Raw genomic sequence first — 17733 nt, 5'->3', positions numbered from 1 at the left:
GCCTACCCTCTTCGGTACTCGTCGGTGGTGACGGCTTCGCGCACCACGGAGCGGAACCAGCGCTGTGCCGGCGACAGGCTCGCCTCCCGTCGTGTGTAGAGCGAGACGGGGGTCGACTGGGCGGGCCAGGGCAGGTCGGCGATGCTGAGCCCTTGGAACCAGCCGCTGAAGACCTCGGCGACGTGGCGGGGGAGGAGCACGACGAGGTCGGTGGCCTGCAGCACGGCGGGCACGGTGGCGTATTCCTCGACGGTGAGCGAGACCTGCGGCATGAGGCCGTGCTCGGTGAGCGCTTGCAGGGGGAAGACGTGTCCGCCGCGGGCGGAGACGCGCACGAAGTGGCGTCCGAGGAACATGTCGGGTCCGGTCTCGGGCAGCGGATGCTCCGCGGAGGACAGCGCGACGTACTCGACCGCACGCACGTGGGTGCGCCACAGGCGCGGGCTGCCGATCATGGAGACGGTCATGGCGAGGTCGATGGTGCCGCGGATGAGGCCGTCCTCGACCTGGTCGGAGTCGAGGCGTTCGACCTGGAGGTGAGGGCTGGATGCTTCGCGGGCGAGCGCCGACATGATGGGAGGCAGGAAGGTCTGCTCGCCGATCGAGGTGAGGCCGAGGGCGAGTTCGCCGCTGAAGCCGGAGGGCTCGAAGGCCTCGGGGTCGCTCACCGTCTCGTCGATCTGGGCGAGGGCCTCGTGCAGCGGGCCGAACAGGGCGGTGGCCTTTCCCGTGGGGACCATGTCGTTGCCTTCACGGCGGAACAGGTCGTCTCCGAAGCGTTCGCGCAGTCGGCGCAGGGTGTAGCTGACGGTGGGCTGGGTGACGTGCAGGCGTTCGGCGGCGGCGGTGACGCTGCGCAGTTCGTAGAGCACGACGAAGGTGCGCAACTGGTTCAGGTCAGCCAGCGACATGTATCGAACTCCTCTATATATGAAGACCTCTTTATCTATTGGACTATATACATGGTCCGTCTTAGAGTCATGAGCAACAGCCTCCGAGTGACAAGGACGACACGCGTTGATCATCGACATCCACGGCCACTACACCACCGCTCCCGCCCCGGTCGGAGCCTGGCGCGATCTGCAGGTCGCCTTCGCGAAGGGCGAGGGCACGGCCCCCGATCCCGCGTCGCTCTCGGTCAGCGACGATCAGATCCGCGAGAGCATCGAGAACAACCAGCTCAAGCTCATGAACGAGCGCGGCAGCGACATCACCGTCTTCAGCCCGCGCGCCTCGTTCATGGCGCACCACATCGGCGACCTCGAGGTCAGCAAGACGTGGGCACGCATGTGCAACGACCTCGTCGCCCGTGTCAGTCAGCTGTTCCCCGAGCGCTTCCTCATGGGCGCGATGCTACCGCAGTCCCCGGGCGAGGACCCGGCCACCAGCATCCCCGAGCTCGTCCGCGCGGTCGAGGAGCTCGGCGCCGTCACCGTCAACATCAACCCCGACCCCTCGGCCGGCCGCTGGACCGCCCCGGCGATCACCGACCGCTCCTGGTACCCGCTGTACGAGAAACTCGTCGAGTACGAGATCCCGGCGATGATCCACGTCAGCTCCACCTGCATGCCGAACGTCATGCACACGACGGGCGACCATTACCTCAACGCCGACACGACGGCGTTCATGCAGCTCATCCGCGGCGGCGACACGCTGTTCCGCGACTTCCCCGACCTCAAGCTCGTCATCCCGCACGGCGGCGGCGCGATCCCCTATCACTGGGGCCGTTTCCGGGGCCTCGCGATGGCCCTGGGCAAGCCGGAGCTCGAGGAGTACATCTGGAACAACGTCTTCGTCGACACCTGCGTCTACCACCAGCCGGGCATCGATCTGCTGACGAACATCGTCCCCGTCGACAACGTGCTCTTCGCGAGCGAGATGATCGGCGCGGTGCGTGACATCGACCCGCGCACCGGCCACTACTTCGATGACACGAAGCGCTATGTCGACGCCACCGCCAACTTCACCGACGCGCAGCGTCAGCAGGTCTACGAGGGCAACGCGCGTCGCGTGTACCCCCGCCTCGACCGTGCCCTGACCGCGCGCGGCCTCTGAGAAGGAGAGATCATGCGTTTGAACAACCTCGGAGTCGTCCACACGAACATCCAGCGCCCCGACCCTGACGACGTCGCGCGTCTGTCGAAGTTCGGTGTCGCCACGATCCACGAGGCGATGGGCCGCGTCGGCCTCATGCGCCCCTACATCCGACCGGTCTGGAAGGGCGCGAAGCTGTGCGGCCCGGCCGTGACGGTGCTGCTGCAGCCCGGTGACAACTGGATGTTCCACGTCGCCGCCGAGCAGGTGCAGGAGGGCGATGTGATCGTCGCCGGCTGTACGACCGAGAGCGAGGACGGTTTCTTCGGCGACCTGCTGGCCACCTCCCTCACGGCGCGCGGCTGCAAGGGCCTCGTCATCGACGGCGGCGTCCGCGATGTCGAGGACCTCGAGAAGATGGGCTTCCCGGTCTTCTCCCGGGCGATCAACTCCAAGGGCACCGTCAAGGCGACCCTCGGCTCGGTCAACATCCCCGTCGTCGCCGCCAACGCCCTGGTCAACCCGGGCGATGTGGTCGTCGCCGATGTCGACGGCGTCGTGGTCGTACCCCGTGAGCTCGTGGGCGCGGTGGCGGATGCCAGCCAGAAGCGCGAGGACAACGAGGAGGCCAAGCGCGAGAAGTTCCGCGACGGCGTTCTCGGCCTCGACATCTACGGGATGCGCGAGCCGCTGGCGAAGGCCGGCCTCGAGTACGTGGAGGACTGAGCGATGGCGCACGGCGACACCACCGGCCCCTTCGAGAAGACTCCGGGTTGGCTCGACTGGTACGACGGGCCGACGAAGCCGACGTTCGCGCTGCCCGCCGGCGCCGTCGACGCGCACTGCCACGTCTTCGGGCCCGGAGCCGAGTTCCCCTACGCCCCTGAGCGCAAGTACACGCCGTGCGACGCCTCGGCAGAGCAGCTGTTCGCGCTGCGCGACCAGCTCGGCTTCGACCGCAACGTGATCGTGCAGGCCACCTGCCACGGCGCCGACAACCGGGCGCTCGTGGACGCGCTGAACCGCAGCGAGGGCCGTGCCCGCGGCGTCGCCACGGTGCGCCGCGACGTGACCGACGCCGAGCTCGCCGAACTGCACGCGGCTGGTGTGCGCGGTGTGCGCTTCAACTTCGTCAAGCGCCTCGTCGATCGTGTCCCCACCGACTCCCTCTTGGAGATCGTCGAGAAGATCGCTCCTCTCGGATGGCACGTGGTCATCTACTTTGAGGCCGAGGACCTCCCCGATCTCTACGACTTCTTCTCCAGCATCCCGACCGATGTCGTCGTCGACCACATGGGTCGCCCCGATGTCACGAAGGATGCCGACGGCGAGGAGTTCGAGCTCTTCCTGCGCTTCATGCGCGAGAACCCCAACGTGTGGACCAAGGTGTCGTGCCCCGAGCGGCTCAGCGTCGCCGGTCCCCGCGCCCTCGACGGCGAACAGCAGGCCTACGACGACGTCGTGCCGTTCGCCCGGCGCGTGGTCGAGGAGTTCCCCGACCGCGTCCTCTGGGGCACCGACTGGCCCCACCCCAACCTCAAGGACCACATGCCCGATGACGGGCTGCTGGTCGACTACATCCCGCGGATCGCGACGACCCCCGAGCTTCAGCAGAAGCTGCTCGTCGACAACCCGCTCCGCCTCTACTGGGCAGACTGAAGGAGAGCATCATGGCACTCGACAAGCCGTACAAGGACATTCCCGGCACGACGATCTACGACGCCGAGCAGGCGCGCAAGGGCTACCACCTCAACCAGTTCTCGATGTCGCTCATGAAGCCCGAGAACCGCGAGCGCTTCCTCGCCGATCAGGCCGCCTACCTCGATGAATGGCCGCTGACCCCGGTGCAGCGCCAGGCCGTGCTCGACATGGACCTGAACACGATGATCGCCGAGGGCGGCAACATCTACTTCCTGTCGAAGATCGGTGCGACGCACGGGCTGAGCTTCCAGCAGATGGCTGGTTCCATGACCGGCATGAGCGAGGCGGCCTACCGCGACATGATGGTCGGCGGCGGCCGTCGCCCCGAGGGCGCGCGTCTGAAGGACCTCGACGGCTGGACCCCGCCGTCGACCGAGAAGGCGACGACGGTGCGCCCGGATGCTCCGGCCAAGTACACCTCGGCGCTGTTCACCTCGCACGTTCCCGCGATCGGTGCGGCCATGGACCTCGGAAAGACCGAGGAGCCGTACTGGAAGAAGGTCTTCGACGGCTACACCTGGACCCGTCAGTGGGCCAAGGAGAACGCCCCCGACGTCGTGATCCTCGTCTACAACGACCACGCGACCGCGTTCGACGCCTCGATCATCCCGACGTTCGTGCTGGGCACGGGCGCCGAGTACCCCGTCGCCGATGAGGGCTACGGCCCCCGCCCGGTGCCGGACGTCCAGGGCTACCCGGAGTTCGCCGCGCACCTCGCGCAGTCGATCATCCAGGACGACTTCGACCTCACGCTCGTCAACGAGATGGTCGTCGACCACGGCCTGACCGTCCCGCTGTCTCTCGTCTACGGTGAGCTCGGTCCCGATGAGAAGTGGCCCGTCCGGGTCATCCCGCTCGCGGTCAACGTCGTGCAGTACCCGGTTCCCTCGGGCCGCCGCTGCTACGAGCTGGGCAAGGCGCTGCGCCGCGCGATCGACAAGTGGGACGGCGAGGAGCTGAACGTGCAGATCTGGGGCACCGGCGGCATGAGCCACCAGCTGCAGGGTCCGCGCGCCGGCCTCATCAACGAGGAATGGGACAACGCCTTCCTCGACCACCTGATCGCCGACCCCAAGGGGCTCACCGAGTGGCCGCACATGGAGTACGTCGACGAGGCGGGCTCCGAGGGCATCGAGCTCGTCGACTGGCTGATCGCGCGCGGTGCGATGGATGACCAGTTCGACGGCGATGCGCCGACCGTCGACCACCGGTTCTACCACGTCCCGGCATCCAACACCGCCGTCGGCCACCTGGTCCTGAGCAACCCGAACGTCTGAGGAGATCCCCATGACTGACAAGATCCGCATCGCCGTCGTCGGCGCCAACGGCGCCTTCGGCAAGAAGCACCTCGACGGGCTCGCGAACATCGAAGACGCGGAGGTGACGGTCGTCGCCGCCACCTCCCAAGAGAAGGCGGATGCCGTCGCCGCCGAGTACGGCGTGCCGAACGCGGTCGTGGGCCTGGACGCCGTGCTCGAGCGCGATGATGTGGATGCCGTCATCCTCGCCACCCCGACGGGTCTGCACGCGAGCCAGACGCAGGCGGTGCTCGCCGCGGGCAAGCACGTGCAGGTCGAGATCCCGCTGGCGGACTCGTGGGCGGATGCGCAGAAGACGCTCGAGGTCGCAGAGCTCGCGGAGCAGTCGAAGCTCGTCGCGATGGTCGGCCACACGCGCCGGTTCAACCCCTCGCACCAGCTCGTGCACAACCGCATCCAGGCCGATGAGTTCCACGTGCAGCAGATGGATGTGCAGACGTACTTCTTCCGCCGCACGAACACGAACGCGAAGGGCGAGGCGCGCAGCTGGACCGACCACCTGCTCTGGCATCACGCCGCGCACACGGTCGACCTGTTCGCCTACCAGGCGGGCAGGATCGTCGAGGCGCACGCGATCCAGGGCCCGATCCACCCGGATCTGGGCATCGCGATGGACATGGGCATCCTCCTCAAGAGCGAGACGGGCGCGATCTGCACCCTGTCGCTGTCGTTCAACAACGAAGGCCCCTTCGGGACGTTCTTCCGCTACATCGGCGACACGGCGACCTACATCGCCCGCTACGACGACCTGTTCGACGGCAAGGAAGAGCAGATCGACGTCTCGAACGTCGCTGTCAGCATGAACGGCATCGAGTTGCAGGACCGCGAGTTCATCGCCGCGATCCGCGAGGGCCGCGAGCCGAACTCGTCGATCCGCCAGGTCATCGACTGCTACCGGGTGCTCGGCGAGCTGGAGGAGCAGCTCGCGTGATGCTTCCCCGCCTGGGTCTCGGATGCATGAACCTCAGCCACGCGTACGGCGTTCCGCCGACGCCGGAGGAGGGGCTGGCGGTGCTGCGCGGCGCGCTCGATGCGGGCGTGACGCATCTGGACACCGCCACCCTCTACGGCGGCGGCCGCAACGAGGAGCTCGTCGGCCGCGCCCTGCAGGGGCGCCGCGATGAGGTCGTGCTGGCGAGCAAGGGCGGTATGGCGATCGTCGACGGGGAGCGCGTCATCGACGGGCGCCCCGAGACCGTCGCAGCCCAGGTGGATGCTTCGCTGTCGCGCCTCGGCGTCGACCACATCGACCTGTACTACCTGCACCGGTGGGACAAGTCCGTGCCGATCGCCGAGAGCGTGGGGGCGCTCGTCGAGGCGGTGGCGGCCGGCAAGATCGGCGCGATCGGCCTGAGCGAGGTCTCGGTCGAGCGTCTGCGCGAGGCGCAGGCGGTCGCCCCGATCGCCGCCGTGCAGAACGAGTACTCGCTGTGGACCCGTAACGCCGAGATCGCGATGCTCGAGGCGACGGCTGCCGATGGCGTCGCGCTCGTGGCGTTCTCGCCGGTGGGGCGCGGATTCCTCAGCGACAGCGTCGGGGATCCGACGCAGCTGGTCGAGAAGGACATCCGTCGGCCGATGCCGCGCTTCGGCGCCGAGCACTGGCCCCGCAACGCCGCGCTTCTGCCCGCCTGGCGGGAGCTCGCCGCCGAGGCGGGGGTGACGCCGGCGCAGCTGTCGCTCATCTGGTTGCTCTCGCGCGGCGACCACGTCGTGCCGATCCCCGGGACGACGAGCCTCGATCATGCGATCGAGAACCAGGCCGCGGCATCCCTCGCCGTCGACGCCGAACTGCTCGCCCGCGCCGGCGAGCTCATCAACCACGACACCGTCTCCGGTCCGCGCTACGCCGCCCGGGCGACGGGCGAGGTCGACGCCGAGACCTTCGAGGACGCCGCATGAGGGCGATCTCGTCGATGGCGACCCGCCACGTGCTCGCGGACCTGACCGCCGCAGCCGAGGCGACCGGGCTGGCGCGTATCGACGTCGAATCCGTCGGGGGAGTGGACGCGGCATCCCGCGTCGCCGACGGCGAAGCATTCGACCTGGTCTTCCTGGCATCCGGTGCGCTGAAGAAGCTCGCCGATGCCGGGCATGTGGACTCTGCGACGATCGCACCCCTGGTGCTGTCGCAGGTGGCCGTGGCCGTGCCGTCCGGTTCGGGGGAGCCGGCGGCACGGCCCGAGGGGCCGGCTTTCGCCGGCGTGGAGGAACTGCGCGAGGCGCTGCGCGTCGCCGGAAGGATCGGCTATTCGACCGGTCCCAGCGGCACCGCGCTCGTGCAGATGATCTCCGACTGGGGTCTCGCCGAGGAGCTGGAGGGCCGTCTCGTCCAGGCGAAGCCCGGTATCCCCGTGGCGGCATCCCTCGCCGCCGGCGACGTCGACCTCGGCTTCCAGCAGCTCAGCGAGCTCGTCGGCCAGCCGGGCGTGCGCATCCTCGGCGTGATGCCGGCCGATGCGGCGATCGACACCGTGTTCTCCGGTGCAGTGGCCGCGGCATCCGCCGACCCGGATCGCGCCCGCGCGCTGCTGGCCTTCTTCGCCTCGGCGGCCGTCGCGCCCATCAAGACGCAGCACGCCTTCGGGGTTCCGGGGGACTGACCCGCTTTCTCCCTGCGCGCACGCCGCCTCGCATAACTCCGGAGATTTTCCGCGGTTCCGTGATCTGAGGTCGCAGCAACCCGCCGATGCCGGTGTTTCTCCTGAGTTGTGCAGCGGGGTGACGGGTAGAGCCGGCGCGACGGGCGGCGGCCGGATGACCGGGCAGCGGCGCAGCGGCGCCGAAGCGCCTCTCGACCGCGTCACCTCTCCGGCGTACACTTCCACTCACCGGAAGTGTCACGAGGGGGTGGCCGATGGCTGGTCGTACGTCCCAACCGGGGCAGAGCGTCACAGGGCGCGTGCTGATGATCCTCGAGCTGTTCGAGCGCTCGCTCGCGGCGCGAAGTCTGAGCGAGATCAGCACCGAGACCGGATTGCCGTTGAGCACCACTCACCGCCTGGTCGGCGAGCTCGAGAGCTGGGGCGCCCTGCAGCGCGATGCGAACGGCCGCTACCAGATCGGCCTGCGGCTGTGGGAGCTGGGCCAGCATGCCGGGCGGCAGGTGCGGGAGATCGCCCGTCCGCTGCTGCAGGACCTGTTCACGCTGACCCAGGAGACGGTGCACATCGCGGTGCGCGAGCGCGCCGAGGCCCTCTACATCGACCGCGTTTACGGCACGCGCAGGGTCCCGCAGGCCTCACGGGTGGGCGGGCGTCTGCCGCTGCATGCGACGGCGGTCGGCAAGGTGCTGCTCGCGTTCGAGGAGCCGTGGGTGCGGGAGGCGATCATCTCCCGGCCCCTGGAGAGCCGGACGCCGCTGACGCATGTCGATCCGGATGCACTGCGCGCCGAGCTCGCCGTCGTGCGCACCCGAAGCTTCGCGACGACGGTCGATGAGACGCGCATCGGGGCGACGTCGATCGCGGTTCCCGTCTTCCAGAACGGGCTCGTCGGGGCCGCTCTGGGGTTGGTCACGACGACGGATGCCGCGACCTCGATCGAGCGGCATCTGCCGGCACTGCGCGGCATCGCCCGCCGCATCGAGGCGAGCGTGGGGCACTTCCCGCTGCAGTCGCTGCGGCAACCGGCTTCCACTGGACGGAAGGGTAGCGACCCCGAGGCGGAGACCCGGCGTTAGATGAGTGACACGTTCCGGCGGCCCACCCGCACATGACGCGGGCCGCCGGAACTACCAAAACCACAGGCGCAGACACGAAGGAGTCGTCATGGCCCTCTCGCTCACCGAAGCACGAGCAGCAGCCGCAGCCGCAGCAGGCTGTCCGGTAGACCACAGCGCGGCCGCCACGACCGGAGCGGTCGAGGCCGGCTCCCACCACGGCTACGAGCCCTTCGACCTGAAGGACCCGTTCCCCGCCTATGCCGAGCTGCGCGCGAATGAGCCGGTCATGTACGACGAGCGCATCGACTGCTGGGTGGTCACCCGCTACGAGGACGTGAAGTCGACGTTCGAGAACTGGGAGACGTTCTCGAGCGAGAACGCCCAGGCCCCGGTGCGCGAGCGCGGTCCGCAGGCCACGGAGATTATGCGGGACGGCGGCTTCACCGCCTACTCGGGCCTGTCTGCCCGCATGCCTCCGGAGCACACCCGCATCCGTGCGATCGCCCAGCGCGCCTTCACCCCGCGCCGTTTCAAGGCCCTGGAGCCGACGATCCGCGAGAACACACGCCAGGCGCTGCAGGAGATGCTCGCGAACCCCGGCCGCGCCGGCGACTTTTTCTCGCAGGTCGCCTACGACATCCCCACGATCACGATCCTGACGCTCCTCGGCGTCGACACCTCCCTCGTGCCGACGTACAAGCGCTGGTCCGACTCCCGCGCGGCCATGACGTGGGGGAACCTCGACGACGAGGAGCAGGTGCCGCATGCGCACAACCTCGTCGAGTACTGGCAGGAGTGCATCGCCCTCGTCACCGAGGCGCACCACTCCGGCGGGGACAACCTCATCGCCGACCTCGTGTCGGCCCAGGGTGATGGCGCCGAGATCTCCGACCACGAGATCGCCTCGCTCTGCTACAGCTTGCTGTTCGCCGGTCATGAGACGACCACGACGCTGATCGCCAACTGCATCCGCGTCCTGCTGTCGCACCGGGAGCAGTGGGAGCACCTCGTCGACGACCCCAGTCGCATCCCCAGTGCGGTCGACGAGGTGCTCCGTTTCTCCGGCTCGATCGTCGCCTGGCGCCGCAGGGCGCTGGCCGACACCGAGATCGGCGGAGTCGCGATCCCGAAGGGCGCGAACGTGCTCCTCGTGATGGGCTCCGCCAACCGCGATGTCGCCGTGTTCGAGAACCCCGAGGTCTTCGACATCACCCGCAGCGACGCCCGCAATCACCTCTCCTTCGGGTTCGGCATCCATTACTGCCTGGGCAACATGCTCGCGAAGCTCCAGGCGAAGATCGCCCTCGAGGAGACCATCGCCGCCGTTCCCGGCCTGCAGCTGGTCGACGGCGCCGACATCGACTTCCGCGAGAACCTCTCGTTCCGCGTTCCCCTCTCCGTTCCCGTCACCTGGGAGGCCTGACATGAGCGACTACCTCTTCATCCGTTTCTTCGATGAGCCCGGCCCGGCGACAATCGAGGATCTCGGCGGCAAGTGCGCCTCTCTGGTGAATCTCACCGGTGCGGGCATGCCGGTGCCGCCCGGGTTCGCCGTGACGACGACCGCGTACACGTCGTTCGTCGAGCTCACGGGGCTCGCCGATGAGATCGATGCGCTGCTGGCCGGCCTCGACCCCGAGGACGTCGCGATGGTGGATGAGGTCTCGGCAAAGATCCGGGATCAATTCCTGAGCCGGGAGATCCCGGACGCCATCCGCGATGAGTTCTCGCGGGCCTTCGCCGCTCTGCAGGAGCGCTTCAGCGAGGAGCAGCCGGTCGCGGTGCGCTCCTCCGCCACCGCCGAGGACCTGCCGGATGCGAGCTTCGCCGGCCAGCAGGACACCTACCTGTGGTTGCGCGGTCGCGATGCGGTCGCCGAGCATGTGCGCCGCTGCTGGGCCTCGCTCTACACCTCGCGCGCCATCGTCTACCGCCTGGCGAACAGCATCCCGGATGAGGGGCTGTCGATGGCCGTCGCGGTGCAGAAGATGGTGGATGCCCGTACCGCCGGTGTCGCGATGACGATCGACCCCTCCAACGGCGACCGCTCGACGATCGTGATCGATGCGGCCTGGGGGCTGGGGGAGTCCGTCGTCTCGGGGACCGTCACCCCGGACAACCTGCACGTCGACAAGGTGCTGCTGACGATCAGCGAGGAGCAGATCGGCGACAAGCACATCGAGATGATTCCGGATGCCGATTCCCAGGGCGTCGTGGAGCGCGAGGTCGAGGCCGAGCGCCGCGGCATCCGCTCGCTCAGCGACGCGGAGGTGACCGCGGTCGCCGCGATCGCGAAGCGCGCCGAGAAGCACTTCGGATCCCCGCAGGACATCGAGTGGGCGATCGATCGCACTCTGCCCGAGGGCGAGAACCTGCTGCTTCTGCAGTCGCGCCCCGAGACCGTCTGGTCGAACAAGACCCCCGCCGCGGCGCCGACCACCTCCGGTTTCGGAATCGCCAGCATCACCCAGTCCCTCATGACCCAGATCGGCCGCTGAGCCGCATACCCGAAAAGGATCACAGCCATGTCAGAGTCGACCGCTGTGGCACCCGCCACGACAGCCCGCAATTCGTTCCCGAGCCCCTATGAGCAGGCCCCGCCCGCCGGCGCCGAGGGCTGGAAGGACATCTACGCCTACAACCTCGTCTTCCAGGACGGCCGCCGAGACGTCGAGGAGGCCAAGTTCTGGTTCTGCGACAGCCAGCACTGGCCGAGCGTCACGAAGCCCTTCGAGACGATCGGTTTCGAGTTCGCCGTCGGATGCCTCGGGCAGTACAACGCCCGTCAGCTGCTGATCCCCACCGCGAACGGCATCGAATACCGCATCCACAACGGCTATGTCTTCATGTCGCCCGTCGCGGTCGACCCGGCCGACATCGAAGCGCGCGTTCCGGAGTTCATGCAGCGCGCCGGCCACTACTTCGAGAACTGGGACAGCCTGCTCGAGAACTGGCACCGCAAGCTCCGGGCGACGATCGACGAGATCGAGGGGCTCGATTTCACGGCCCTGCCCGCGATGATCCCGATCGAGGATGTGCTCAGCGGCAAGGGCACTAGCCCGGCGACGGAGTTCCTCGAGAATTACGACAAGCTCATCTCGCTGGCCTACCGCGCCTGGCAGTACCACTTCGAGTTCCTCAACCTCGGCTACGTCGCTTACCTCGACCTGTTCATGTTCTGCAAGGAGCTCTTCCCCCGCATCCCCGACCAGGCCATCGCCACGATGGTGCAGGGCGTCGATATGGAGCTGTTCCGCCCCGATGACGAGCTGAAGAAGCTGGCGAAGATCGCGGTGCGCGATGGCCTCACGGGTCTCTTCGGCGATACGTCGGATGCCGCGGCCACCCTCGCCGCGATCGCCGCGCACCCCGCGGGGACGGCGTGGACCGAGGCGTGGAACGACGCCCAGGACCCCTGGTTCAACTTCACGACCGGAAACGGCTTCTACGCGCACGACCAGTACTGGCGCGATGTGCCCGCGATCCCGCTGGCGTTCATCGCCGGCTACATCGAGAAGCTGCAGCAGGGCGCCGACATCGACCGTCATGTCGAGGAGCTCGTCGCCGAGCGCGATCGCATCACGGCCGAGTACGCCGAGCTGCTCGACGGCGACGCGCTCGCCACGTTCCAGGGCAAGCTGGGGCTTGCGCGCACCGTCTACCCGTACGTCGAGAACCACAACTTCTACATCGAGCACTGGACCATGGGCGTCTTCTGGCGCAAGGCCCGCCAGCTCTCGGCGGTGCTGCACGAGGCGGGCTTCTGGCCCGAGACGAGCGACATGTTCTACCTGCGCCGCGACGAGGTGCGCGAGGTGCTGTTCGACTACGTCAACGGCTGGATGGTCGGCGCCCCGGCGATCGGGCCCTCGCACTGGCCTGCCGAGGTCGAGCGCCGCCGCGGCATCGTCGACGCCCTGTCGACGGCCCGTCCGCAGCCGGCGCTGAACACCCCGCCCGAGGTCATCACCGAGCCCTTCACCCTGATGCTGTGGGGCATCACCGACGACCAGATCCAGAACTGGCTCGGCAAGAGCGATGTGCCCGAGGGGACGCTCAAGGGCATGGCAGCCTCTCCCGGCACCGCCGAGGGGCCTGCCCGTGTCATCTCCACCGCCGACCAGCTCAGCGAGGTGCAGGACGGCGAGATCCTCGTCGCCCCGGTCACCGCTCCCAGCTGGGGTCCGATCTTCGGCAAGATCCGCGCGACCGTCACCGACATCGGCGGAATGATGAGCCACGCCGCGATCGTCTGCCGCGAGTACGGCATGCCCGCCGTCACCGGCACCGGCACCGCCTCGGTGGAGATCACCACCGGGCAGATGCTGCGCGTCGACGGCAACTCCGGCACCGTCACGATCCTCGACTGACCCGAACCCCAGGAGAAGAAGACATGACTCGCACCGTGGTGATCACCGGCGCCGGCGGAGGCCTGGGCGCAGCGTTCGCCCGCGCCTTCGCCGCGGCCGGCGACCGCGTGGTCGTCGCCGACATCGACGGCGATGCGGCTGCCCGCGTCGCAGCATCCCTCACGGATGCCGGCGGCCAGGCTCTCGCGGTGCGGGTCGACGTGACCGATCGGGCGTCGACGGATGCTCTCGCCTCCGCCGCTGCGGAGGGCGGAGCATCCGTCGACGTGCTCATCAACAACGCCGCCATCTACGCCGCCGTCACCCGATCGCCGTTCGAGGAGATCGACGAGGGGGAGTGGGACCGTGTGATGGCGGTCAACCTCAAGGGGCCGTGGCAAGTGGCGCGCGCGCTGTCCCCCCACCTCGCAGACGACGGCCGGGTGATCAACATCTCGTCGGCCACCGTCTACAGCGGCTCCGCCCAGTGGGCGCACTACGTGGCATCCAAAGCCGGCGTCATCGGCCTCACCCGGGTGCTCGCGAAGGAGCTCGGCGCTCGCGGCATCACCGTCAACGCCGTCGCCCCCGGCTTCACGCTGACCGAGGCCAGCCACGGCCTGATCGAGAACGCGGAGACGTACGGCGTCGACCGCGGATCCATCCGCCGCCCCATCGACCCCGACGACATCGTCGGCACCGTGCAGTACCTCGCCTCGCCCGCCGCGGCGTTCGTCACCGGCCAGACCGTGGTCGTCGACGGCGGCCGCCAGTTCATCTGAGACCCCGCCCGATCGAAGGAGATCCCATGAGCACCGTCATCTACACCGCCGACGACGGCACCGTCACGAGCATCGACGGACGGCCCGGCGACTCGGTCATGGAGACCGCCGTGCGCAACGGCGTGCCCGGCATCGTCGGCGAATGCGGCGGCAGCCTGTCCTGCGCCACCTGCCACGTCTTCGTCGCCGAGGAGACCCGTGAGCTCGTCGGCGGACCGGGCGACCTCGAAGACGAGATGCTCGACGGCACCGCCGTCGACCGCGAGGAGAACTCGCGACTGTCCTGTCAGATCAAACTGCAGGACGGCTGCGAGTACCACGTCACCACCCCCAGCGACCAGATCTGACCCGGAGACCGCCATGTCCACCACACTCATCGTCGGGGCCTGTCAGGCAGGCGTCCAGATCGCCTCGGTGCTGCGCGAGCGCGGCGACACGGGCCCGATCCTCCTCGTCGGCGAGGAGCCCCACCGCCCCTACCAGCGCCCGCCGCTGTCGAAAGGGTGGATCAGGGGCGAGCTGCAGCCCGACGATGTGATCCTGCGCACCCGCGAATGGTTCGCCGAACGCGACATCGAGCTCGTCACCGGTGACCGCATCGTCACCGTGCACCGCGGCCCCGACGGCGCAGGCATCGCCACGACCGAGGGCGGCCGGCGGATCGAGTTCGACCGGCTCGCGCTGACGACCGGGGCATCCGCCCGCCGTCTGCCGCTCGAGGGCACCGACTACCACGGCGTGCACTACCTGCGCGATGCCGACCAGGCCATCGCCCTGCAGCCCGCGCTCGCCGATGAGCAGGCGAAGAACGTCGTCGTCATCGGAGGCGGATTCATCGGCCTCGAGACCGCCGCGGTCGCCCGCGGCCTCGGCAAGAACGTCACGGTGCTCGAAGCGGCGCCCCGGCTCGTCGGCCGGGTCGTCGCCGAGGAGACCAGCGCCTTCTACCTCGACGCGCACCGGCGACGCGGCATCGATGTCGTGCTGGATGCTCGGATCCGCCGCATCCTCGGCGGAGACGCCCGCATCGCCGGAGCCCAGGGCTCCGTCACCGGCGTCGAACTCGAGGACGGCACGGTGATCCCCGCCGACCTCGTCCTCATCGGCGTCGGCGTCATCCCGCGCACCGAACTCGCCGACCAGCTCGGTCTCGTCGTCGACGGCGGCATCGTCGTGGATTCGGCGGCCCGAGCATCCGATGGCATGACCGTCGCCGCCGGCGACTGCACGCTCATGCCCAACCCCTACCCGCTCGGCATCGGCGGCAGCATTCGTCTCGAGAGCGTCAACAACGCCCTCGAGCAGGCGAAGATCGCCGCCGCGACCCTCCTGGGAGAAGACGCCGAATACCGCTCCGTTCCGTGGTTCTGGTCGGACCAGGGAGACCTGAAGCTCCAGATCGCCGGGCTGTCGACCGGATACGACCGGGTGATCGTGCGCGGAGAGCCCGACAGCGAGAAGTTCTCGGTGCTCTACTACCGAGAAGGGCGCCTCATCGCCGCCGACGTCGTCAATCACCCGGTGGAGTTCCTCGCCGTGAAATCCGCGCTCACCAAGGGCGGGACGATCCCGCCGGATGCGGCCCGCGACACCACCGTCCCGCTGAAATCCGCCGTCGTCCTGCCGGACGCCGCTGCCGCCTGAAAGTCGGAGAATGACATGACCCTCCCCGCCGTCGTCCCCGTCGACACCACCCCCATCTCAGCCGCTGCCGCGCACGACGACCTCGACCCGCTGTGGCGGGCAATCGTCACCGAATCGCGCTCGCGGCAGAACGACATCCACCTGCCCATCTCGTTCGCCTTCGCCGAGCGGCTCTGCCAGGCGCACCCCGAGGCCGACGCGCTCGTCGTGCGCGTCGCGATCCTGCTGCACGACACCGGCTGGGCGCGCGTCGACCAGGACCGCATCATCTCCGAGGGCTTCGCCGGCGACTGGCGCCGGGCCGATGTGCGCTACGAGCACGAGCGGCACGGCTGCGACATCGCCCGCGAGGTGCTGCCCCCGCTCGGCTACGACGACGCGTTCATCACCCGCGTCACCGACATCATCGACGGGCACGACACCCGGCAGGAATCGCACTCGATCGAGGACTCCCTCGTGCGCGACGCCGACCGGCTGTGGCGGTTCACCCCGACCGGCATCGCGCTGGCCTCGCAGTGGTTCGGGTTCACGCCCGCGCACTACTGCAGTCGCCTGCACGCGGAGATCATGCCCGAGCTGCTCACCGACGCCGCCGTGCAGATGGCGACCGCCGAGCTCGACCGCGCCGAGCTGCTGCTGAGGATCGAGCAGCTGTCATGACCCTTCTCACAGACGACCTCGTGGCGGCGATGCGCGATCGCCACCGCGAGGCCGCGGCAGGACTGCCGTACACCCGCGTCACCGGCCACCGCATCGGCGGGGTCGAGACGACGGCGACCTCCCCCGTGACCTCACCGGTCGTCGACCCGGCGACCGGTGAGGAATGGGGGGCGGTGCCCGAGGCGTACGAGGCGGTCGTCGATGCCGCGGTGGCAGCGGCCCGGGCCGCCCAACCCCAGTGGGCTGCCCGGGCTCCATCGGAGCGTGCGGATCTGCTGCGCCGCATGGCGGACGCGGTCGAGCGCCGGGCCGACGCGCTGAGCATCACGAACACGCTCGAGAACGGTTCGCCGGTCTCGGAGACCGCCGGGGCCGCGGCGAACGCGGCATCCATCCTGCGGGTGTTCGCGAGCCTCGCCGCGCACCTGGAGACGGGGGACGTGCGGGCGTTCCCGACCGGGGGAGCGGAGACGGTCGTCGCGCAGGACCCCATCGGCGTCGCGGCGCTCATCGCGCCGTGGAACTTCCCCATCAACCTCGTCGTGATCAAGCTCGCCCCGGCGCTCGTCGCCGGATGCGCCGTCGTCATCAAGCCCGCTGGTCCCACGCCGCTGTCGATCCGGTTCCTGCTGGACGCGGCGGATGAGGCCGGCATCCCGCCGGGGGTCATCAACCTGATCACCGGCGAGGGCGCCACGGGCGAGCTGCTCGTGCGGCATCCCGGCATCGACAAGGTCGCGTTCACCGGGTCGACGCCGGTCGGCCGGCGCATCGCCGCCGCCTGCGGCGAACTGCTGCGACCGGTCACCCTGGAGCTGGGCGGCAAGTCGACCGCGCTGGTGCTGCCGGATGCCGACCTGGATGCCATGTCGAAGGGACTGATCCGCAGCAGCATGCGCAACACCGGGCAGACCTGTTACATCTCCACGCGCCTGGTCACGACCCCCGACCGTTACGACGAACTCGTCGACATGGTGACCGCGACGGTCGCCGCGGCTCCCGTCGGAGACCCCCTGGATCCTGCCACGGTGTTCGGCCCCGTCGCGACCCTCGCGCAGCGCGACCGCGTGCGCGGGTACATTCGCGCCGGCGTCGCCGAGGGTGCGCGGGCGACCGTCGGGGGAGATGTTCCCGAACCCATCCCCGGCGGGGCGTTCGTCGCCCCGACCGTGTTCGCCGACGTCACGCCCGACATGACGATCGCGCGCGAGGAGATCTTCGGTCCGGTCATCACTCTGCTGCGCGCCGATTCGATCGACGCTGCGGTCGACATCGCCAACGACACCCCGTTCGGTCTCGGCGGGATCGTCTTCGGCGGCGATGAGGATGTCGCGTTCCGCATCGCCCGGCGCATGGACACCGGCTCCGTCGGGGTCAACATGTTCGCCTCCAACCACTACGCCCCTTTCGGCGGCCGGCACGACTCCGGACTCGGCGTCGAGTACGGGCTCGAGGGGTTGGCCGCCTACCTCACCCCGCAGTCGGTGCACCGCCGGGTGCGGTGACTCCCGCCCACCGGTTGCTCCTGGCGGAGGTTGTTGCTCCTGGCGGAGGTTTTGTGGAAGAAAGTCCGCCACGCG

The 17733-nt window shown here is 69.0% G+C and carries 17 protein-coding genes; 16 read left to right on the top strand and 1 reads right to left on the bottom strand.

The features are described from left to right. Window positions 1-2: 2 nt before the first annotated feature. The gene (locus ACWAUG_RS07060) at window positions 3-911 is read right to left on the bottom strand and encodes a LysR family transcriptional regulator (protein ID WP_460801979.1); all 909 of its coding nucleotides are present in this window, start codon (window positions 909-911) and stop codon (window positions 3-5) included. A gap of 106 nt (window positions 912-1017) precedes the next feature. Here ACWAUG_RS07060 and ACWAUG_RS07055 point away from each other — a divergent pair, with 106 nt between their 5' ends. From ACWAUG_RS07055 to ACWAUG_RS06980, 16 genes are all read left to right on the top strand, one after another. Next, a complete protein-coding gene (locus ACWAUG_RS07055) occupies window positions 1018-2055 on the top strand; it encodes an amidohydrolase family protein (RefSeq protein WP_460801978.1) in 1038 nt (345 codons plus the stop codon). Window positions 2056-2067: 12 nt separating this feature from the next. Continuing rightward, the gene (gene ligK, locus ACWAUG_RS07050; protein WP_460801977.1) at window positions 2068-2760 is read left to right on the top strand and encodes a 4-carboxy-4-hydroxy-2-oxoadipate aldolase/oxaloacetate decarboxylase; all 693 of its coding nucleotides are present in this window, start codon (window positions 2068-2070) and stop codon (window positions 2758-2760) included. Between the two features lie 3 nt (window positions 2761-2763). Next, on the top strand, window positions 2764-3693 hold the full coding sequence (locus ACWAUG_RS07045; protein WP_460801976.1) for an amidohydrolase family protein: 930 nt from the start codon (window positions 2764-2766) through the stop codon (window positions 3691-3693). Between the two features lie 11 nt (window positions 3694-3704). Further along, window positions 3705-5012, top strand: coding sequence for a protocatechuate 4,5-dioxygenase subunit alpha/beta (locus ACWAUG_RS07040; protein WP_460801975.1), 1308 nt, complete (start codon window positions 3705-3707; stop codon window positions 5010-5012). Window positions 5013-5022: 10 nt separating this feature from the next. After that, window positions 5023-5985, top strand: a complete 963-nt coding sequence (locus tag ACWAUG_RS07035; protein WP_460801974.1) for a Gfo/Idh/MocA family oxidoreductase — start codon at window positions 5023-5025, stop codon at window positions 5983-5985. Further along, complete coding sequence (locus ACWAUG_RS07030; protein ID WP_460802032.1) at window positions 5985-6956, top strand: aldo/keto reductase; 972 nt, start codon at window positions 5985-5987, stop codon at window positions 6954-6956. The genes ACWAUG_RS07035 and ACWAUG_RS07030 overlap by 1 nt, the downstream gene beginning before the upstream one ends. After that, window positions 6953-7657, top strand: coding sequence for a substrate-binding domain-containing protein (locus ACWAUG_RS07025; protein ID WP_460801973.1), 705 nt, complete (start codon window positions 6953-6955; stop codon window positions 7655-7657). The genes ACWAUG_RS07030 and ACWAUG_RS07025 overlap by 4 nt, the downstream gene beginning before the upstream one ends. A gap of 254 nt (window positions 7658-7911) precedes the next feature. Continuing rightward, window positions 7912-8736 (top strand): IclR family transcriptional regulator, encoded by an 825-nt coding sequence (locus ACWAUG_RS07020; protein WP_460801972.1) that lies wholly within the window; start codon window positions 7912-7914, stop codon window positions 8734-8736. Window positions 8737-8824: 88 nt separating this feature from the next. Beyond that, window positions 8825-10141 carry a cytochrome P450 gene (locus tag ACWAUG_RS07015; protein ID WP_460801971.1) on the top strand — a complete coding sequence of 439 codons (1317 nt, stop codon included), beginning with the start codon at window positions 8825-8827 and terminating at the stop codon, window positions 10139-10141. 1 nt (window position 10142) lies between these two features. Next, complete coding sequence (locus ACWAUG_RS07010) at window positions 10143-11216, top strand: PEP/pyruvate-binding domain-containing protein (RefSeq protein ID WP_460801970.1); 1074 nt, start codon at window positions 10143-10145, stop codon at window positions 11214-11216. Window positions 11217-11243: 27 nt separating this feature from the next. Beyond that, window positions 11244-13088 carry a PEP-utilizing enzyme gene (locus ACWAUG_RS07005; protein ID WP_460801969.1) on the top strand — a complete coding sequence of 615 codons (1845 nt, stop codon included), beginning with the start codon at window positions 11244-11246 and terminating at the stop codon, window positions 13086-13088. A gap of 23 nt (window positions 13089-13111) precedes the next feature. Then, on the top strand, window positions 13112-13849 hold the full coding sequence (locus ACWAUG_RS07000) for an SDR family NAD(P)-dependent oxidoreductase (RefSeq protein WP_460801968.1): 738 nt from the start codon (window positions 13112-13114) through the stop codon (window positions 13847-13849). 26 nt (window positions 13850-13875) lie between these two features. Continuing rightward, window positions 13876-14196 carry a 2Fe-2S iron-sulfur cluster-binding protein gene (locus tag ACWAUG_RS06995; protein WP_460801967.1) on the top strand — a complete coding sequence of 107 codons (321 nt, stop codon included), beginning with the start codon at window positions 13876-13878 and terminating at the stop codon, window positions 14194-14196. Between the two features lie 13 nt (window positions 14197-14209). After that, the gene (locus tag ACWAUG_RS06990) at window positions 14210-15493 is read left to right on the top strand and encodes an NAD(P)/FAD-dependent oxidoreductase (protein WP_460801966.1); all 1284 of its coding nucleotides are present in this window, start codon (window positions 14210-14212) and stop codon (window positions 15491-15493) included. Between the two features lie 15 nt (window positions 15494-15508). Then, window positions 15509-16153 carry an HD domain-containing protein gene (locus ACWAUG_RS06985; RefSeq protein ID WP_460801965.1) on the top strand — a complete coding sequence of 215 codons (645 nt, stop codon included), beginning with the start codon at window positions 15509-15511 and terminating at the stop codon, window positions 16151-16153. Continuing rightward, window positions 16150-17658, top strand: coding sequence for an aldehyde dehydrogenase family protein (locus ACWAUG_RS06980; protein ID WP_460801964.1), 1509 nt, complete (start codon window positions 16150-16152; stop codon window positions 17656-17658). The genes ACWAUG_RS06985 and ACWAUG_RS06980 overlap by 4 nt, the downstream gene beginning before the upstream one ends. Window positions 17659-17733: the final 75 nt, after the last annotated feature.

Source organism: Microbacterium sp. GXF6406, from assembly GCF_054798215.1.
This window is presented reverse-complemented; position numbering and strand designations above follow the sequence as displayed.

Coding starts and splice junctions, on each gene's coding strand:
- ACWAUG_RS07060 (WP_460801979.1), bottom strand. CDS start 911: ATGTCGCTGGCTGACCTGAACCAGTTGCGCACCTTCGTCGTGCTCTAC.
- ligK (WP_460801977.1), top strand. CDS start 2,068: ATGCGTTTGAACAACCTCGGAGTCGTCCACACGAACATCCAGCGCCCC.
- ACWAUG_RS07015 (WP_460801971.1), top strand. CDS start 8,825: ATGGCCCTCTCGCTCACCGAAGCACGAGCAGCAGCCGCAGCCGCAGCA.
- ACWAUG_RS07030 (WP_460802032.1), top strand. CDS start 5,985: ATGCTTCCCCGCCTGGGTCTCGGATGCATGAACCTCAGCCACGCGTAC.
- ACWAUG_RS07005 (WP_460801969.1), top strand. CDS start 11,244: ATGTCAGAGTCGACCGCTGTGGCACCCGCCACGACAGCCCGCAATTCG.
- ACWAUG_RS06980 (WP_460801964.1), top strand. CDS start 16,150: ATGACCCTTCTCACAGACGACCTCGTGGCGGCGATGCGCGATCGCCAC.
- ACWAUG_RS06985 (WP_460801965.1), top strand. CDS start 15,509: ATGACCCTCCCCGCCGTCGTCCCCGTCGACACCACCCCCATCTCAGCC.
- ACWAUG_RS07025 (WP_460801973.1), top strand. CDS start 6,953: ATGAGGGCGATCTCGTCGATGGCGACCCGCCACGTGCTCGCGGACCTG.
- ACWAUG_RS07045 (WP_460801976.1), top strand. CDS start 2,764: ATGGCGCACGGCGACACCACCGGCCCCTTCGAGAAGACTCCGGGTTGG.
- ACWAUG_RS06995 (WP_460801967.1), top strand. CDS start 13,876: ATGAGCACCGTCATCTACACCGCCGACGACGGCACCGTCACGAGCATC.
- ACWAUG_RS06990 (WP_460801966.1), top strand. CDS start 14,210: ATGTCCACCACACTCATCGTCGGGGCCTGTCAGGCAGGCGTCCAGATC.
- ACWAUG_RS07010 (WP_460801970.1), top strand. CDS start 10,143: ATGAGCGACTACCTCTTCATCCGTTTCTTCGATGAGCCCGGCCCGGCG.
- ACWAUG_RS07035 (WP_460801974.1), top strand. CDS start 5,023: ATGACTGACAAGATCCGCATCGCCGTCGTCGGCGCCAACGGCGCCTTC.
- ACWAUG_RS07020 (WP_460801972.1), top strand. CDS start 7,912: ATGGCTGGTCGTACGTCCCAACCGGGGCAGAGCGTCACAGGGCGCGTG.
- ACWAUG_RS07040 (WP_460801975.1), top strand. CDS start 3,705: ATGGCACTCGACAAGCCGTACAAGGACATTCCCGGCACGACGATCTAC.
- ACWAUG_RS07000 (WP_460801968.1), top strand. CDS start 13,112: ATGACTCGCACCGTGGTGATCACCGGCGCCGGCGGAGGCCTGGGCGCA.